The sequence below is a fragment of the Sorangium sp. So ce367 genome (assembly GCF_051520455.1).
Lineage (GTDB): Bacteria > Myxococcota_A > Polyangia > Polyangiales > Polyangiaceae > Sorangium > Sorangium cellulosum_B.
Genome location: NZ_CP150334.1, coordinates 9705820 through 9723140 on the forward strand (window position 1 = coordinate 9705820; position 17321 = coordinate 9723140).

General features: G+C 72.8%; 12 protein-coding genes. 8 read left to right on the forward strand and 4 right to left on the reverse strand.

The window, feature by feature from the left end; all coding sequences use genetic code 11:
• Positions 1–4: 4 nt before the first annotated feature.
• Complete coding sequence (gene rplI, locus WME97_RS36775; protein ID WP_437544731.1) at positions 5–457, forward strand: 50S ribosomal protein L9; 453 nt, start codon at positions 5–7, stop codon at positions 455–457.
• Between the two features lie 133 nt (positions 458–590).
• Here the strand turns inward: rplI and WME97_RS36780 are convergent, their stop codons facing one another.
• Positions 591–1517 carry a PfkB family carbohydrate kinase gene (locus WME97_RS36780; protein WP_437544733.1) on the reverse strand — a complete coding sequence of 309 codons (927 nt, stop codon included), beginning with the start codon at positions 1515–1517 and terminating at the stop codon, positions 591–593.
• A gap of 508 nt (positions 1518–2025) precedes the next feature.
• Between WME97_RS36780 and dnaB the strand changes: the two genes are divergently transcribed.
• The 6 genes from dnaB (at position 2026) to WME97_RS36810 (ending at position 12288) form a co-directional block, all read left to right on the forward strand.
• Entirely contained in the window at positions 2026–3528 is a 1503-nt protein-coding gene (gene dnaB, locus WME97_RS36785; RefSeq protein WP_437544735.1) for a replicative DNA helicase, read from the forward strand.
• 15 nt (positions 3529–3543) lie between these two features.
• Positions 3544–3972, forward strand: a complete 429-nt coding sequence (locus tag WME97_RS36790) for a hypothetical protein (RefSeq protein WP_437544737.1) — start codon at positions 3544–3546, stop codon at positions 3970–3972.
• 44 nt (positions 3973–4016) lie between these two features.
• Positions 4017–6815: a CehA/McbA family metallohydrolase gene (locus tag WME97_RS36795; protein ID WP_437544739.1), complete on the forward strand. Its 2799-nt coding sequence runs from the start codon at positions 4017–4019 to the stop codon at positions 6813–6815.
• Positions 6816–7438: 623 nt separating this feature from the next.
• Positions 7439–8428, forward strand: a complete 990-nt coding sequence (locus WME97_RS36800) for an L-threonylcarbamoyladenylate synthase (RefSeq protein ID WP_437544741.1) — start codon at positions 7439–7441, stop codon at positions 8426–8428.
• A gap of 331 nt (positions 8429–8759) precedes the next feature.
• Entirely contained in the window at positions 8760–9956 is a 1197-nt protein-coding gene (locus WME97_RS36805) for a YcbK family protein (protein WP_437544743.1), read from the forward strand.
• Positions 9957–10230: 274 nt separating this feature from the next.
• Complete coding sequence (locus WME97_RS36810; protein WP_272104360.1) at positions 10231–12288, forward strand: PrkA family serine protein kinase; 2058 nt, start codon at positions 10231–10233, stop codon at positions 12286–12288.
• Between the two features lie 91 nt (positions 12289–12379).
• On the opposite strand, the gene WME97_RS36815 is transcribed toward WME97_RS36810, so the two are convergent.
• Both WME97_RS36815 and WME97_RS36820 read right to left on the reverse strand, forming a co-directional pair.
• Entirely contained in the window at positions 12380–12697 is a 318-nt protein-coding gene (locus WME97_RS36815) for a hypothetical protein (protein WP_437544745.1), read from the reverse strand.
• A gap of 33 nt (positions 12698–12730) precedes the next feature.
• Positions 12731–13486: a PP2C family protein-serine/threonine phosphatase gene (locus tag WME97_RS36820; protein ID WP_272104357.1), complete on the reverse strand. Its 756-nt coding sequence runs from the start codon at positions 13484–13486 to the stop codon at positions 12731–12733.
• Positions 13487–13619: 133 nt separating this feature from the next.
• Here WME97_RS36820 and WME97_RS36825 point away from each other — a divergent pair, with 133 nt between their 5' ends.
• Positions 13620–14801 carry an FIST signal transduction protein gene (locus WME97_RS36825; protein WP_437544747.1) on the forward strand — a complete coding sequence of 394 codons (1182 nt, stop codon included), beginning with the start codon at positions 13620–13622 and terminating at the stop codon, positions 14799–14801.
• Between the two features lie 58 nt (positions 14802–14859).
• Here WME97_RS36825 and WME97_RS36830 read toward each other — a convergent pair whose 3' ends face one another.
• Entirely contained in the window at positions 14860–17259 is a 2400-nt protein-coding gene (locus tag WME97_RS36830; RefSeq protein ID WP_437544749.1) for a protein kinase domain-containing protein, read from the reverse strand.
• Positions 17260–17321 lie beyond the last annotated feature (62 nt).

Below are 17321 nucleotides of genomic sequence, written 5' to 3' on the forward strand. Positions count from 1 at the left end.
GATCATGGCAACCCACATCCATGTGGTCCTCACGGAGGACCTCCACAACGTCGGCAAGAGCGGCGAGCTCGTGAAGGTTCGCCCTGGCTTCGCGCGCAACTACCTCATCCCGCGCGGCCTCGCGGTGGGCGCCACCGCCGAGAACGTGTCCCGCATCGAGCACGAGAAGCGGGTCGCCGAGTCGCGCGCCGCCAAGACGCGCTCCGAGGCGGAGCAGCTCGCGTCCAAGCTCAACCAGGTCAAGCTCACGATCAACCGCCCGGTCGGCGAGGGCGACAAGCTGTACGGCTCGGTCACGGCGCGCGACATCGAAGAGGCGCTCGCCGCGCAGGGCTTCAGCGTCGACCGGCGCCGCATCGAGACCGACGCGATCAAGTCGCTCGGCGCCCACCCCGTCGTGATCCGCCTCGCCCCGTCCATCACGGCGTCGGTCGAGGTCACGGTCGCCGCCAAGTAGCGCAGCGCCAGGGAGCGCGGCTCGACCCGCGCTCCCGCGCTTCCCCTCCCCTCTCCAGCCGCACCCGCGCGCCCCCTTGGGCCGCGCCCCCGCGGCCCCCTTCAGCCGCACTCGCGCGCCCCCGCGGCCCCCTTCAGCCGCGCTTCCGCCTCACCCACGCCCGCGCGACGTCGTGCCCCCGCGCCACCGCGCGCAGCATGAGCGCCGCGTCGCCCCACTGCGCTCGCTCCTCCCAGACGAGGCTCGCCAGCATCCCGGCGCAGAAGGCGTCGCCCGCGCCCGTCGGATCGTGCGGACGCACCGGGCGCGGCGCGACGGCGCGCTCGCCCCCGGGGCCGAGCAGGAGCGTCTCCCGCGTGCCATCGGTGACGACCAGCGTCGCCTCGGGGCGGAGGAGCTCGCGGAGCGCGCGCGCCGTCGTCCCCAGCACGTCGAGATCGCCGGCGCTGCACTTCACGAGGTCCGCCTGCCCGAACAGCCGGAAGCAGCCGCGCACGCCTGCGCCGGCGTCGGAAACCGGCGCGGCGCCGGCCTCCGCGCCGGGAACGGACGCGGCGCGCTCGGCGCGCGGCCACATCCGCGGGCGCGCGTTGACGTCGACCGAGACGGCGCACCCTTCGCGGCGAGCGCCCGCGGCTGCCCGCGCGAGCGCGCCGCTCGCCCCGCGCACCGGCGCGATCCCGGTGAAGTGCACGACCCGGGTCTGCCATCGTTCCGGCAGCGCTGCAGCGAGCGCCTGCGCCTCGCTCTCGCCCTGCCTGTACCCGGCGAAGCGCGCCTCGCCGCGCTCGATCGCCACGAGCATGAGGCCTGTGCGCGCCGCGCTCAGCGAGAGCCGTCCCACGTCGATGCCGGCCGCCGCGACCTCATCCCTCAGCCCGCGCCCCATCGCGTCATCGCCCAGCGCGGCGCACAGCCCCGAGCCTATCCCGAGCCGGACGAGCGCCGTCGCGGTGTTCACCGCCCCGCCCCCCGGCACACGGCGCAGCAATTTCGCTTGCTCGAGCGGAATGCCTTCGGGCGCATAGAGATCCCACAGCGCTTCACCGACGCAGACCACCTCGGCGGGCTCAATCCTTGTATGGCGTGTTTTGTGATCCACAATGGCGGCTCCCCGCGATGGCTCACGCCGAGGCGCGAAGCGTCATCGCAGCTGAGTCAAGCGCGAAAAGAAATGCCGATGAGACCGGGGTTGCTCAATTTCCATACCGCGCCGCCAGCGGCAGCGCCTCGCCGCGAGGCCCCTCGGCAGCGACCGCCGAGGAGGCCTCCGCGAAAGCGTCCGAGCAAGCCGCCGAGCCTGCCTCCGGCGATGCCTCCGACGATGCCTCCGACGATGGAAAAGCGCCCCCTCGACGTGGAACCTGCATTGGGATGCCGACCGCACGAACGCTCACTGCAATGCAAACAGAAACCCTTCTCAGGGCTGCCCATGTTCTGGTAGACGGAAATCGACCCTGCACCCGACGCCCCGGAGGAACGTTTCCTCTCCGGGGCGTCGCCCATTTCGGCACCTGTGGAAAAGCTCGGGGCGGGATGGGGGGAATCGGTGGGGAGGAGAAGCACGGATGATGAGAATGATGGAGCGCCGGGGCCAGCGGCCTCAGAGGATCGAGCCTCCCATCGTCGCCGGACGCGTGCCGCCGCACGACCTCGACGCCGAAGCGGCGGTGCTCTCCGCCATCCTGCTGCACCGCGACGCGCTCGATCGGGTGCTCGAGATCCTGAAAGCGGACCACTTCTACAGCGAGGCGAACAGCCGCGTTTATGAGGCCGCGCAGGAGCTCGCGGCCGCCGGCACGCCCATCGACATCGTCTCGGTCGCGTCGTGGCTGCGCGACCGGGAGCGCCTTGCCCAGGTGGGCGGCGCGGCGTACCTCGCCCAGCTCGCGGACGCGACGCCCGCGGTCGCCCACGTCGCGGCGCACGCGCGGGTCGTCTACGAGAAATGGCGCGTGCGGCAGCTCATCGCCACGTGCCAGCGCGTCGCGGCCGAGGGGTACGGCGACGTCGGGGTGGTGCAGGAGTTCATCGACGGCGCCGAGCAGGCGGTCTACCAGCTCGCGCGCACGCCCCAGGGGACGGCGACCCAGCCGATCGCCCAGGTGCTCAAGGCCGCGTTCGAGCAGATCACCGCCGCCGCCGAGCGCGGCGACCGGATCACCGGCATCTCGACCGGGTACGAGAAGCTCGACGCCAAGACGGCCGGCCTGCACGACGGCGACCTCTCGATCATCGCCGCCCGCCCCGGCATGGGCAAGACGTCCTTCGTCCTCAACCTCGCCGTGAACGTGGCGTCGCCGCGCACCGTGAGCTCCCCAGGGCCCGACCAGTCGGGGCACGGCGTCGAGCGGCACGACCCCGGCTTCGGCGCCGCCGTCTTCTCGCTCGAGATGCCCCGCGAGCAGCTCGCGACACGTATGGTCTGCAGCGAGGGCCGCGTCGACGTCGGCAAGCTCCGCCAGGGCTTCCTGCAGCCCGACGACTGGCGCCGCCTGACGGAGGCCGCCTCGTTCCTGTCCACCCTGCCCATCTGGATCGACGACACGCCGGCCATCTCCCTGCTCGAGCTACGCGCCAAGGTGCGGCGCATCCAGGCCGAGTACGACCGGCCGCCCAGCGACGGCAGCTCGGGGCGGCGCATCGGGCTCATCGTCATCGACTACCTGCAGCTCATGAAGGGGCGGGACGGCGTGAGCAGCCGCGAGCAGGAGATCAGCGAGATCTCCCGCGGGCTCAAGCAGCTCGCGAAGGAGCTCAAGGTGGCGGTCATCGCGCTCTCCCAGCTGAACCGCGCCGTCGAGACCCGGACCACCAAGGACAAGCGCCCTCAGCTGTCGGATCTCCGCGAGTCGGGCGCGATCGAGCAGGACGCCGACAACATCATCTTCATTTACCGCGACGAGTACTACAACCCGGAGACGACCAACCACAAAGGCATCGCCGAGCTCATCGTCGCCAAGCAGCGCAACGGGCCGACGGGCAAGGTGCTCACGCGGTTCACCTCCTCGTGCACCCGGTTCGATAACCTCGCGCCCGGCGACTACCCGGAGATGGCCGACGACGAGTAGGCTGCGGCGCACGACATGTCCGCCTGGTACGTCCCTGCCCTCCTCGCCGCGCTCTGCATGGCCGGTCACTACCTGATGCTGCGCGCGGCGGCAGGTCGGATCGGAGACGTCCTTGGCGCGCTGTGCCTCGAGGGCACCGCGGCCGTCGGGATCCTCATCTTCTTCCTCATCCGCCCGGGCGCGGAGACGCCTCCGTCGGCCCAGGGGGTGCTCTGGGCCTGCGCCGCCGGCCTGTGCATCAGCGGCGTCGCGACGCTCACCTTCATGGCGCTCCGCATCGGCGGTCCGGTGACCGCGACGGGGCCGATCGTGTTCGCCGGCGGCATCACGATCGCCGCGCTCTTCGCGCCGCTGCTCTTCGGCGAGGTGTTCACCGCACGCCGGGCGCTCGGCGTCGGCCTGGGGCTCGCCGCTCTCTTCGTCCTCGCCACCGAGCGCTCCTGACCCAAGGCGCGCCGCGGCCGCGCATCGGAGTCGGAAGAGGATCGATGACCCGCTCGCCCGAGTGCCCCCGCACCCCCGGAAGCCCCGCGGAGCGCGCGGCGCACCACGCCCTCCGTTCGGCGCGCCTCTTCGCGCTCGCGCTCGCTTCCGCGACCTGCGCGCCGCCCGTGCAGGGCGGCAGCGTCGTCGTGTCCTCCGGCGCTGTCGAGCGCCTCGGCATGCTCTGCCGGTGGGGCCGCGGCGGCGCGGAGCAGGGCGATCTCTGCCCGAGGGACGGCGGCGCCGCGCAGCCGGCGCGCGTCCGGCGGATCGCGGGGCCCGCGGACGCGCTCTCCGGTCCGCTCGCGGCGGGGCGGCCCGGCGACTACGTGCTCGAGAACGACGAGATCACCGTGGTCGTCGATCAGCCCGGCCCCGGGGCTGGCCTCGCCGAGAGCGGCGGCAACCTCATCGACGCGGCGGACGCGCGGGCGCGCCGCGACGAGCTCGGGCAGATCGTCACGCGGCTCGGCGCGCCGCCGCGGCAGGTGATCTACCGCGACATCACGACGGGCAGCGGCGAGGACGGCGCCGCCTGGATCGAGGCGCGCGGTGAGGTGCGCGGCCGCGATCTCGCCGTCGGCGCGCTCTCCGTCACCACCCGCTACACGCTCCGGCCGCGTGACCGGGCGGTCATGATCACGACGTCGCTCCGGAACGACGGCGACCGCCCGCTCGAGGCGCTCGATCTCGGCGACGTCGTCCACTGGGGCGCGGCGGAGCACGTTGCGCCCGGCGTGGCGCCGGGGCTCCGCGGCGAGCACGAGGCGCCGTACCTGGCCGGCGTCGGGACCGGCGTCGCGTACGCGCTCGCCCCGGTGGACGGCGCGGCGGTCCGCGCGCGGAGCGGCGAAGGCTTCAGCGACGTGACGTTCGCTCGGCAGGCCGCGCTGCCGCCCGGCGGGCGCGCCGCGTACCAGCGGATCCTCGCGATCGCGCCGCGCGGCGACTCGCTCGCCGTCGCGACGGAGCTCTTCTTTCTCGGCGGCGGCGCGCCCGGCGGCGTCGCGCTCGAGCTCGTGGACGGCCGCGGCGCGCCGCTCCCGCCCCTCGCCGGCAAGGCGACGCTGACGCCGATCGCCGAGGACGGCGCCGCGCCGCCCGCCGCCGCGCTCGATCTGTGGTTGCGAACCGGCGACAGCGCGCCGCTCGCCGCCGAGGCCCCGCCCGGCCTTTACCTCGTCGGCTTCGAAGGGAGCGGCCGCCGCGCGCTGGGGAGCGCGCGGATCCGGATCCGCGCCGGCGAGATCGCCCCCGCGCGGCTCACGCTCTCCGGCGCCGGCCGGCTCTACCTCGGGGTGCACGAGAGCGGCGCCTCCGCGCCCGCCGCGGCCCCCGAGCCCCTCGGTCCGATCGCGCCGACGAAGGTCAGCCTCTTCGACGCCGCGACCGGCGAGGCCCTCTCGCCGCCCCGGCTCGCGCTCCTGGGCGAGCTCGATGTCGCCCTTCCCCCTGGGCGAGTCCGGGTCGTCGCCTCGCGCGGCCCCGAGTACGCGCTTGCCGAGGCGACGGTCGACATCGCGGACGGCGGAACGTCGCGGCTCGATCTCACGCTGGAGCGGGTGGTCGACACGTCGGGCTACATCGCCTGCGACCTCCGGCAGCACACGGCGCGGAGCGCCGACGCGGGCGTCTCCTCGGCCGCGCGGCTCGTCTGGAACGCGGCAGAAGGCGTGGAATGCGCGGTGGCGAGCGAACACAACCTCGCCTCGGATCTCCAGCGGGACGTCGTCGCCCTGCGGCTCGATTCGCGGCTGCGCATGCTCCCGGGCGTGGAGCTCACGAGCGGCCCGAGCGGCGCCGGGCTCGGGAGCCTCGGCGTGTTCCCGCTCGGCAGGGAGGCGGCCGCGCCCCGCGAGGGCGCGCTGCGGTGGGTCGACGAGACGGCGAGCGAGATCCTGCGCGAGGTGCGCGCGCTGCCCGGCGAGCGCGTCGTCCAGGTGAGCCGACAGCACGGCGGCGGCTCACCGCTGCACGGATCCGGGGCGCTGCAGGTCGCGCCGGATCAGGGCCCGAGCCAGCTCGCGCAGATCGTCGGGGCCGGCGCCGATGCCGTCGAGGTCTGGACCGGGCGCGACGCGGCCGCGCGGGACCGCGCGCTCGAGGAGCTCTGGGCGTTGCTCCGCGCGTCCCACCCGGTCACGCCGACGGCGACCAGCGACAGCCACGGGCTGCGCGGCGCGGAGGCGGGTTATCCGCGCACCTACGTCGCCGTGGCCGACGATGATCCGGGCCGGCTCGACGTGGCCGATCTCGTCGCGGGCCTGCGGCGCCGTCGCGACGTCGTGCTCACGAACGGCCCGTTCGTGACGATGCGCCTCGGCGACACCCGCCAGGGCGGCGTCACCTCGCCGCGGCGCGGGTCCCGAGGCGGGGCGCTGTCGCTCTCGATCCGCGTCGAGCGCGCCCCGTGGGTCGACGCGCGCGAGCTCCACGTGCTCGTCGGCGGCGTCGCGAGCGGCGCTCCGATCCCGCTGGAAGGCGCGCGTACGACGCCCGCGGGCGCGCTCCTCGACGAGATCGCGATCCCCATCGTCCTCGGGGCGGGCGGCGGGCGACGAACGCCACAGCCCGACGCCCGCGCCGGCGCAGCGCGCGGCGACCGCGGGCCCGGGCAGAGCGCGCACGGCGCGATCTCCGTCGCCGAGGACACCTTCGTCGTCGCGATCGTCCGGGGGCGACGGCCGCTCGAGCCGGTGCTCGCGGGAGACCCGGGCGAGATCCTCCCGTTCGCGATGACGGCGCCGCTCTGGATCGACGCCGACGGCGACGGCCGCTCCCTGGGCCGCGCCGCAGCGCCGTGAGCGCGGCGAGCTCCGTGGCGCGCCGGGCACGGCAGCGCAGCCCCGCATGAAGAGGGCAGCACGTGTTGCCGCAAGCTGGCCGGCGCCTGACCCGGCTGTGCGGCATTACGTGTAGCCGTCGAGCTTTGCTTTTAAATCGTCCTTGGCGCGCGAAAGAAGCGAGCGAAGAGGATTTCAACGCAAAGACGCAAAGGCGCAAAGACGCAAGGATGTATGAAGTTTGTTCTTTTTTGCGTCTTTGCGTCTTTGCGCCTTTGCGTTAAATCTCTCGCTGGATCCCTCGCCAGACTCCTGTTGGGTGGAACCAGTACGACCAGAGGACCGGTGGCTGGAGCTCCAAGACGACGCGAGCTGCCCACCCTTCCGATACGAGCGCACCGACGGTGCCAATGGATCTCTACGATTGATACGGCGCCCCTGGTGCGTGCACGTCGAGAAAAGACCTGTACCCAAGGTCACGACCAGCACCGCGAGCAGCCTCCGCGCCAGATCGCGGCCTCGCCGTCGGCTCGCGAGCAGCCTCCGCGCCAGATCGCGGCCTCGCGGGGGCATCCAAACGAGCGGCCGGAGGGGATCGCTTTTCGTTTGCCTCCCGCGCGCCCGGGCAACATGGACCGCGGCGCATGCGAACCGAGCGGCTCGCCGCTGACGCGGCATCCATCGCACGGGCCGCCGAGATCCTCCGCCGCGGAGGGCTCGTCGCCTTCCCCACGGAGACCGTGTACGGCCTCGGCGCGCGCGCCGACGACGCGCGCGCGGCGCGGGGCATCTTCGAGGCGAAGGGGAGGCCGCCCGGCAACCCGCTGATCGTCCACGTCCCCGATGTCGCGTCTGCCCGCGCCCTCGCGGACGGCTGGCCGCCGGACGCGGAGCGGCTCGCGCAGGCCATGTGGCCAGGGCCCCTCACCCTGATCGTCGCGCGCCGGCCCGACCGCGTCGCCGACGTGGTCGCCGCCGGCGGGCCGACGGTCGCGATTCGCATCCCCGTCCACCCGGTCGCGCGCGCCCTGCTCGACGCGGTCGGGCTGCCGATCGCCGCGCCGAGCGCCAACCGCTCCACCGAGATCTCGCCGACCACGGCCGAGCACGTCGAGAAGAGCCTCGGCGGGCGCATCGACGCGATCCTCGACGGCGGGCCGACCGCCGTCGGCATCGAGTCGACCATCGTCGACGTCACGCGCGCGCCGGCGCGGGTGCTCCGCCCGGGGCACGTCACGGCCGAGGCGATCGCCGCGCTCGTGCCGCTCCAGACGGCCGCCGGGCTGATCACCGCCCCGGCCGAGCGCGCCCCGTCCCCGGGGACCCACGCGCGCCATTACGCCCCCCGCGCGCAGGTCGCGCTGGTCCCCGCCCAGGCCGTCCGCGGCGAGCTCGATCGCGCCGCGCAGGCCGGGTCGCGCGCCGGCGCCGTCGAGCACGGCAGCCGCACCGCGACCGGGCCGCACGCCGAGCTCCTTCCAGAAGATCCCGCCGGCTACGCCGCGGCGCTCTACGCCGCATTGCACCGGCTCGAGGACGCCGGCTGCGACGTGATCGTCATCGCCGCCGTCCCCGAGGATCCCGCGTGGGACGCCGTGCGGGACAGGCTGACGCGCGCCTCCGCGGCCCCCTGAGCAAGCACCGCCACGCTCAGCCCGCCCATCGGGTCACCAACGTGAACGTTTACGTGGTCGTGAACGTGGTCGTGAACGTTTACGTGGTCGTGAACGTGGTCGTGGTCGTTCACGGCCTACCGTTGACGACCACGACCACGACCACGACCACGTAAACGTAAACGTAAACGTTCGGATGTAGGAGAACGCGGCGCGAAGCTTGGTTGACGCCCAAGGTTCCCCCCTGCGGGTGGGTTTTCATCCCCCGAGCTGGCGGTTTGTGGCAAATCAGGGTCGCCCGCCCGCTGGGTGAGCTACCTTCCTCGCTCGACTCGCGCCCCTCGTCGATCCCATGCCGGCAACGTCCCGCGCCGCCGTCCATACCCTCGCGACCGCCCTCGGCCTCGCTGCGTCGCTCGTCGCCGCCCCCCAGCGCGCCGGCGCCAGCCTGCTCGACGAGCCGCCGAAGCGCGCGAGCTTCAACCTGAACGAGACGGTCGCGCCGGAGCTGCCGCTCCTCCGCGCCTTCCACAACGCCGCCGTCGAGCGCCCCGGACCGTTCCGCCTCTACCTGAGCAGCGCCTACGGGAAATGGCGGCAGCAGCCGTGGTGGCAGCTCGCCTGGGGCGGCGCGCGGCCGGACGCCGCGGACGCGCTCGGCGAGCACGCGCTCGCCTCCCCCGCCCTCGGCTCCACGGCGTTCGCGAGCGCCTGGTCCCCCTTCACCCCGTTCGAGCCGCCCGGCACCCTCCACCTCGAGCCGGCCGCGCCGGCGTGGTTCCGCCAGCTCGATCCGATCCTCAGCCCGCCGGTGCTCGCGACCACGGGGCCGAGCCTCTCCTCGAACGGCTTCGATCTGCTCTGGGATCCGCCGAAGAAGCAGCCGCTCGACTGGCGTTGCCGCAGGAGCCCGGTCCAGTTCGCCCGGTACGGCGGCCAGCACGACGCCTTCGAGCTCGTGCGCTGCGACGGCTCCGTCGCGCCCGGCGCGCTGGATCGCCTGTCGATCATGGCCCGTCCGCCCGACGCGCCCGACCCGGGCGCAGAGCTCCCCGACGAGCCCGACGCCGACACCTGGCAGCGGGCGCTCGAGTGGGTGCCCCAGGTCCGCCTCGTCCACCCGCGCCTGCTCTGGCTGCTCCAGCAGATCGCCGACGCCTTCCCGCGCCGCGGGATCCACATCTTCAGCGGGTACCGGCCGCGGCCGGCGGGCGACGCGCCGGCCACGCGCAGGCCGACCTCCGGCACCCACCACAGCCAGCACGCCGAGGGGCGCGCCATGGACATCCTCGTGATGGGCGTCCCGAACACCGCGCTGTTTCAGTTCTGCCGCACGCTCGACGACGTGGGCTGCGGGTTCTACCCGAACAGCAAGTTCGTCCATGTCGACGTGCGCCGCCCGGGCGCCGGGCGCGTCTTCTGGATCGACATCTCCGGCCCCGGCGAGCCGTCGGAATACGTCGACTCCTGGCCCGGCGTCGTCGAGAGCGGCGGGCTCTCCTGGGGAAGCGCGCAGGGAGCGCGCCCCGGCGGGGCCACGCCTCGCTGACGTCGCCTCGCTGACGTCGCCTCCCCGCGGTCGCCCTCGCACCTCGCACCTCCACCCGCGCGACCGGCTGCTCCGCCGCGCGCTCCCGTTCCGGATGATGGAGCGCGCCTCGGGGCGCGGTGACTTGCCTCCCCGAGATCGGTGTTAAGCTTGGCGTCTTCCCCCTGGGCGCGCGACGCGAGACGGGGGCGGAGCTCGGCGAGCCGAGATCTGTCCCCCGCACCTCCGGCGGCCAAGGCCGCCCCGCGGTCGCCCTGGAGAAAAAGGGTGCGAAATGGGCGAGTTGCGGACAGGGATGGTTGAGAAGATCGCGGCGATGCAGGACTTCGCGCTCTACCGCGATCTCGCGTGGGAGGGCACGTTCGAAGAGTACCTCCAGATCGTGCGCCAGAACCCGCAGGTGACGCGCAACGCGTTCCAGCGGGCGTACGACATGATCATCCGCTACGGCATCGAGGAGTACACGGACAACAAGAAGAAGCTCATCCGGTACAACTTCTTCAAGGACGAGATGCACGGCGGCGCCGACGCCGTGTACGGGCTCGACATCCCGCTGATGCGGCTCGTCCACGTGCTCCGGGCGGCCTCCGAGGGCTACGGCCCGGAGAAGCGCGTCATCCTGCTGCACGGCCCGGTCGGCTCGTCGAAGTCGACGATCGCCCGGCTCCTCAAGAAGGGCATCGAGCACTACTCGACGACCCCCGACGGCGCGCTCTACACGTTCGACTGGGTGAACCTCGACGACGTCGGCATGGCCGGGACGGAGAGCGCCCGCTTCAAGTGCCCGATGCACGAGGAGCCGCTGCGCCTCGTCCCGCCGGCGTGGCGCGACCGCGCGTTCCGCGAGCTCGGCCTGTCGAGCGCGCAGCACCACGTCCGCACCGAGGGCGACCTCGACCCCGCGTGCCGCTTCATCTTCAACCGCCTGATGGACAAGTACGGCGGCGACTGGTCGAAGGTGATGCAGCACGTGCGCGTGCGCCGCCTCGTGCTCAGCGAGAAGGACCGCGTCGGCATCGGCACCTTCCAGCCGAAGGACGAGAAGAACCAGGACTCGACCGAGCTCACCGGCGACATCAACTACCGCAAGATCGCCGAGTACGGCTCGGACTCGGACCCGCGCGCCTTCAACTTCGACGGCGAGTTCAACATCGCGAACCGCGGCATCGTCGAGTTCATCGAGGTGCTGAAGCTCGACGTCGCGTTCCTCTACGACCTGCTCGGCGCGTCGCAGGAGCACAAGATCAAGCCGAAGAAGTTCGCCCAGACGGACGTCGACGAGGTCATCATCGGCCACACCAACGAGGCCGAGTACAAGAAGCTCCTGAACAACGAGTTCATGGAGGCCCTCCGCGACCGCACGATCAAGATCGATATCCCGTACATCACGAAGGTGTCGGAGGAGATCCGGATCTACGAGAAGGACTTCAACAAGGAGAAGATCCGCGGCAAGCACATCGCCCCGCACACGCTCGAGGTCGCCGCGATGTGGGCCGCGCTCACCCGGCTCGAGGACCCGAAGAAGCACAACCTCTCGCTCGTCCAGAAGATGAAGCTCTACGACGGCAAGGTCCTGCCCGGCTACACGCAGGACACCGTGAAGGAGCTCCGCAAGGAGGCGTCGCGCGAGGGCATGGAAGGCATCAGCCCCCGCTACGTGCAGGACAAGATCTCGAACGCGCTCGTCAACGACCTCGGCGAGGGGACGATCAACCCCTTCATGGTCATGAGCGAGCTCGAGAAGGGCCTCCGGCACCACTCGCTCATCACGAACGACGAGCAGCGCAAGCGCTTCACCGAGTGCATCGGCATGGTCAAGCGCGAGTACGAGGAGATCGTCAAGAACGAGGTGCAGCGGGCGATCAGCGCCGACGAGGACGCGATCCAGAAGCTCGCGGCGAACTACATCGACTCGATCAAGGCCTACACACTGAAGGAGAAGGTGAAGGACCGCTTCACCCGCGAGGACGTCGAGCCCGACGAGCGGCTGATGCGCTCGATCGAGGAGAAGATCGACATCCCCGAGAACCGCAAGGACGACTTCCGCCGCGAGATCATGAACTACATCGGCGCGCTCGCGGTCGACGGCAAGAAGTTCGAGTGGCACACGAACGACCGGCTGCGCCGCGCCCTCGAGCTCAAGCTGTTCGAGGATCAGAAGGACGCGATCAAGCTCCAGACCCTCGTGTCGAGCGTCATCGACAAGGAGACGCAGGAGAAGATCGACATCATCAAGACCCGGATGATCAAGTACTTCGGGTACAACGAGGTCTCGGCGCGCGACGTGCTCGACTACGTCGCCAGCATCTACGCGCGCGGCGACACGAAGTGATCCGTCGCGGGGGCGCGGCGGCGCTGCTGGCAGCGCGCCGCGCCGCTCGCCGCCAACTACTCGCCCCGTCCGATCCTACCCGCCCTGAGGCTCAGCCCTCGCGCCTGACCTTCGCGAGCTCGCGCTCCCCGTCCCGCCGGAGCTTCGCGAGCTCGCGCTCGAGCGTCGCGACCTCGCGCTCCAGCGAGGCCACCGTGCGCTTGAGGTCGCGGACCTCCTCGACAGACGCCAGGCCCATCGCCTTGGCGAACGTCTCCTTCTGCTCCGCGGTGAACGAGGAGACCCGGCCGGGCACGCTCATCGCCGTCATGAACAGCCGCATGAACCGCTCGTCCTGCATCAGCTTCGCCACGTTCGGGTTCGCGGCGAGCTTCATGCCCTCGGTGACCAGTCTGTCCTTCAGCGCCATGCGCGCAGCGTAGCCGACTTTCGCGCGGGCGCGTCAGCCCACCTCGACCAGCACCGCCGTGATGTTGTCCCGCCCCCCGCGCCGATTCGCGAGGTCGATGAAGAGATCGACCGCCACGTCGCCGCCCTTCGAGGCGATGCTCGCGACCTCCTCCTCGGCGTGGAGATACCCGTGCAGCCCGTCGGAGCAGAGCAGGTATCGATCGCCCTCCTCCACGGCGACGATCGAGGTGTCGACCTCGACGTAGTCCCGGTTGCCGACCGCGCGCGTGATGACGTTGCGGTGGGGCGAGCTCTTGGCCTCGTCCACGGAGATGAGGCCGTTCTTGATCTGCCACGCGATCAGCGTGTGATCCTCGGTCATCTGCACCGCGGTCCCGTTGCGGACCTGGTAGATGCGGCTGTCGCCGACCTGGCCGGTCACGAGCGCGCCGCCGACGATGAGCGCCGCGCTGATCGTCGTGCCCATGCCGCTCTTGTCGCGATCGAGCTCGGCGATCGCGAAGACCATGTACGTCGCCGCCTGGATCGCGCCCTCGAGGATGCGCAGCACGGCGCGCGCCTTGGGCTGCGTCAGCGGCTCGTTCGGATCGCCGATGGCGGGCAGGCCCCGCTTCACCATGCCGTAGATCGTCTCGACCGCCTCGGCGCTCGCGACCTCGCCGGCCGCGTGCCCGCCCATGCCGTCCGCGACGATGTAGAGCCGGAGCTCGTCGTCCCGGAAGAACGCATCCTCATTGGCGCGCCGGTGGCGCCCGACATCGGTGCGGCCAAATGATTGGATCCTCATCGAGCTTGCCCGGTCCTTCGCTCGCCGTCCCGTGAGGAAATCCCCGAGGCGCCGGCGCGACTGTCGCACGATAAACTTCTTAAGCGGGGCCTGTCGAGTGGTCGGAGGCTCGATTAGGATGGGCGAGCCAGCCATGGCACGAAGCTTCTCCGCGACCTGTGGGCCGGATGGCCTTCTCCAGCACCTGGCGGACCTGCGCAGCGCGGTCCCGTCGCCGTCGGGCGGGGTCGTCTTCGTCTCCGGACAGCTCGCCCAGCGCGCCTCGGGCGTCGCCGAGCTCGTCCGTGGCGCCTGGCGCGGCGTCCCCACCTGCGTCGTGCCGGCCGCGGGCGTGCTCAGCGAGCGCGGCGAGATCGAGGGGGACACCGGCGCGAGCGGGGTGCTGTGGTCCGGCGGGCAGGTCACCCCCTTCGCGCTGCCCGAGCGCGCCGAGGAGCCGAGCCGCCTCCTGCGCGAGGCGCTCGCCCGCACCGTCGGCCAGCGCCCCGCGACGGCCATCCTCTTCGCCCGGCCCGGGGCGTTCGCCCCCGAGCGGCTCGAGGCGCTCTCCTTGTCCGCGCCGAACACGTGCCTCTTCGGCGCCGGGACGGCTTCCGGCTCCGCCATCGGCGTGACGTCGCAGGGCGAGCTCCTCGAGGGCTCGGCGACGGGCCTCGCCATCACCGGGTTCGCCCCGCCGCTCGTCGACGCCTCGCCCGCCGCCAGGCTGCTCTCCGGCTTCCACCGCATCGACGAGGCGAGCGGCGGCGTCGTGCTCCGCGCCGGCGGGCGTCCGGCGCTCGACCTGCTCTCCGCCGCGACCGCCACGCTCGGCGAGCCGCCCAGCGCGCAGCAGCTCATCCTCGCCGCGCTGGCCGACCCACCGCTCGATCCGCCGGCCGCGCCGGGCGCCGGCCGCGGCGACGCCGAGGCGGAGGCGCTCGATTCCGTGCGTTACGTGCTGCGGCCGGTCCGCGGCATCGATCCGTCGCGGCGGGGGCTCCTGCTCGGCGACGAAGCGAGGCCCGGCGCGCGCCTCGCCTTCGCGGTGCGCGACGCCGCCATCGGCCGCGCCGGGCTCGAGGGGATCGCCCGGCAGGTGTCCCGGAGCGCGCTCGGGTCGGCCCCCCGCTTCGCGCTCTACCTGACCTGCGCTGGGCGCGGCCAGGGCCTGTACGGGACGCCCGACGTCGAGGCGCGCATCCTGCGCCAGCGCTTCGCCGACCTCCCGATCGCCGGCATGCACTCGAGCTTCGAGATCGCCCCCTGGGCCCGGGGCCAGGCCAGGCTCTCCCTCTACACCGGCGTGCTCGCGCTCTTTCGCGCGCCGAGCTGAGCGCTTTTCCGCGCGCCGAGCTGGGCGCTTTTCCGCGCGTCGAGCCGAGCGCCGCGCCTCAGCGCTCGCGGTAGACCGCGACCACCGCGGAGGCCCGCCGCTGCACCGCCGCGTGGACGGCCGCATACCGCGGCTCGTCGCGCAGGGGCGCGAGGACCGGACAGCGCTCGAGCCAGATCAGGTCGAACAGGCCGTCGTCCAGCGAGAGCTCGAGCGCGGCCAGCGCGAGCTCTCGCTGGCCGAGGAAGGCCGCGAACTCCGCCTGGAGCTGCCGGATGAACGACGTGCGCCGCAGCGCCGTGACAGCCGGGCGCTCCCCCTCGACCTGCACGGGCCGGACGTCCGAGAGCCGCCCCTCGAAGAGGTCCGAGATCACCTGCGCGAACGGCGTGGGGAGGTCCGGGAAGGCCTCGCTCACGCGCCGCTGAGAGAGCTTCTCGACCACCACCGGGTCGCGCTGCCAGAGCGCGCGGCGCATCCGCAGGACGGTGTAGCCCGATCCGCTCCCCACCATCGGATGCGCCCGGATCATGTCGTCGGCGTCCGACCACCTGTCCAGCAGCGTGTACGCGCGCGCCAGCGCCTGCGCCGCCAGCACCACCTCGGGATCGCGCGCCAGCGCGGACCGGGCGCGCCGCGCGCCCTCCTCGAAGGCGCCGCACTCGAGCAGGATGTGGCCGATGAGGCCCTCCGCCTCGGCGTTGCCCGAGCGGGTCGCGAGCGCCGCCTTGAGCTCCCGCATCGCGCCGACCACGTCGAGGCGCTGGAACCGCACCGACGCCATCGCGAGCCGCGCGTCCGGCAGCCCGGGCGCCGCGGCGACGGCGCGCGACGCCGCCTCCGTGGCCAGGTCCCCGCCGCGGTCCGTGAAGAACCAGAAGCGGGAGCGCGCGAGCGCGTAGGCCGACAGGATCATCGGATCCTCGGGCGCGCGCGAGAGCGCCTGCTCGAACAGCGCGATCGCCCGCTCCTGGTGCTCCGGCCAGAACCTGCGGTACTCGTGGCGCCCGCGCAGGAACAGGTCGAGCGCGACGGGATCGCTCGGCGCCGTGCGGTTCGGCGCGGCCCCGTCGAGCGTCAGCGCCTCCGCGACCGCCTCGGCCACCTCGTCGTTGATCCGCAGCACCTCCGCCTCGGGGCGATCGAAGCGCTTGGCCCACAGCTGGAACCCGTCGGCGACGCTGATGAGCCGCGCGTTGATCCGCACCGTCCCGTCGCGCCGCCGCACCGAGCCCCCGACGACCACCTGCACCCCGAGCTCGCGCCCGACCTCGCGCGGATCGAGCTCGGAGGACGAGCGCCGCCCGAGCGCCCCGCGCGGCCTCACCCGGAGGCCCGGCGTCATGGAGAGCGTGTCGACGAGATCGTCCGTCAGCTCCTCGGCCAGGTACGCGTCCGACGCAGGTCCCTGGTTCGCGAACGGCAGGACCACGACGCTCTTGCCGCCGTGCTCGGCCACCCCGGAGCTCGCCCCCGGGGTCACCCCGGAGACCGCCGTCCGCCCCTGCGGCGGCGTGAACGCCGGCGGCGTCACCGTGGCCGGGCGGGTGAGCGAGGCGAGGTCGTGCACGACGCTCTCGACGGACGGATACCGGTCGCCGCGCTCGCGCGCCATGCAGCGCAGCACCACGCGCGCGAGCGCGTCGGGCAGGTCGGGGCGCCGGAGCCGCGGATCCGGCGGATCGGCGAAGAGCCGCGCCGCGGCGACGGCGAGCGGCGCGTCGCCCTGCCACGCGCGCTCGCCCGTGAGCATCTCGAAGAGCATCGCCCCGAGGGCGTAGATGTCGGCGCGCGCGTCGACGTCGTCGGCGCCCTGCACCTGCTCGGGCGCCATGTACGCCGGCGTCCCCATGACCGAGCCCAGCGTCTTGCCCGCCTCGCCGCTCGCGACCGCGCGCGCGATCCCGAAGTCGGTCAGGACGACGCGCCCGTCGCGCCCGAGCAGCACGTTGTCCGGCTTGAGGTCACGGTGGATGACGCCGGCCCGGTGCGCGGCGTGGAGGCCCGCGCAGACGCCCTCCACGACGTCCAGCGCGCGGCTCACGCCGAGCCGCCGCTCGCGCGCGAGCAGCGCGGCGAGCGGCTCGCCGTCGACGAACTCCATCGTCAGGAACCGGTCGCCCTCGTGCTCGCCGATGTCGAAGACCCGCGCCACGTTCGGGTGCGTCACCTTGCGCGAGAGCCGCACCTCGCGCCGGAACCGATCGGTCACCTCCGGCGCGACGCTGAGCTCCCGGCGCAGCACCTTGACCGCGACGAGCTCCTCGAGCTCCAGGTCGCGGGCGCGGTACACGCTGCCCATCCCGCCGATGCCGACCAGCCCGAGGAGCTCGTACCGGCCTGCGAGGACCTGCCGCGGGCCGGTCGCGACGGCGTCCGCGGAGTCGGCCGCTTGCCGCGCGCCGCTCGCCGCGAGCGGGAGGTCGTGGATCGTGTCGTCCTTGAAGCTCTGCGGCATAGGGGAATTCCGGCGGCCGTTGCCCCCCGCGTCACGAGATTAGCCCACGGGATCGGCCGGTC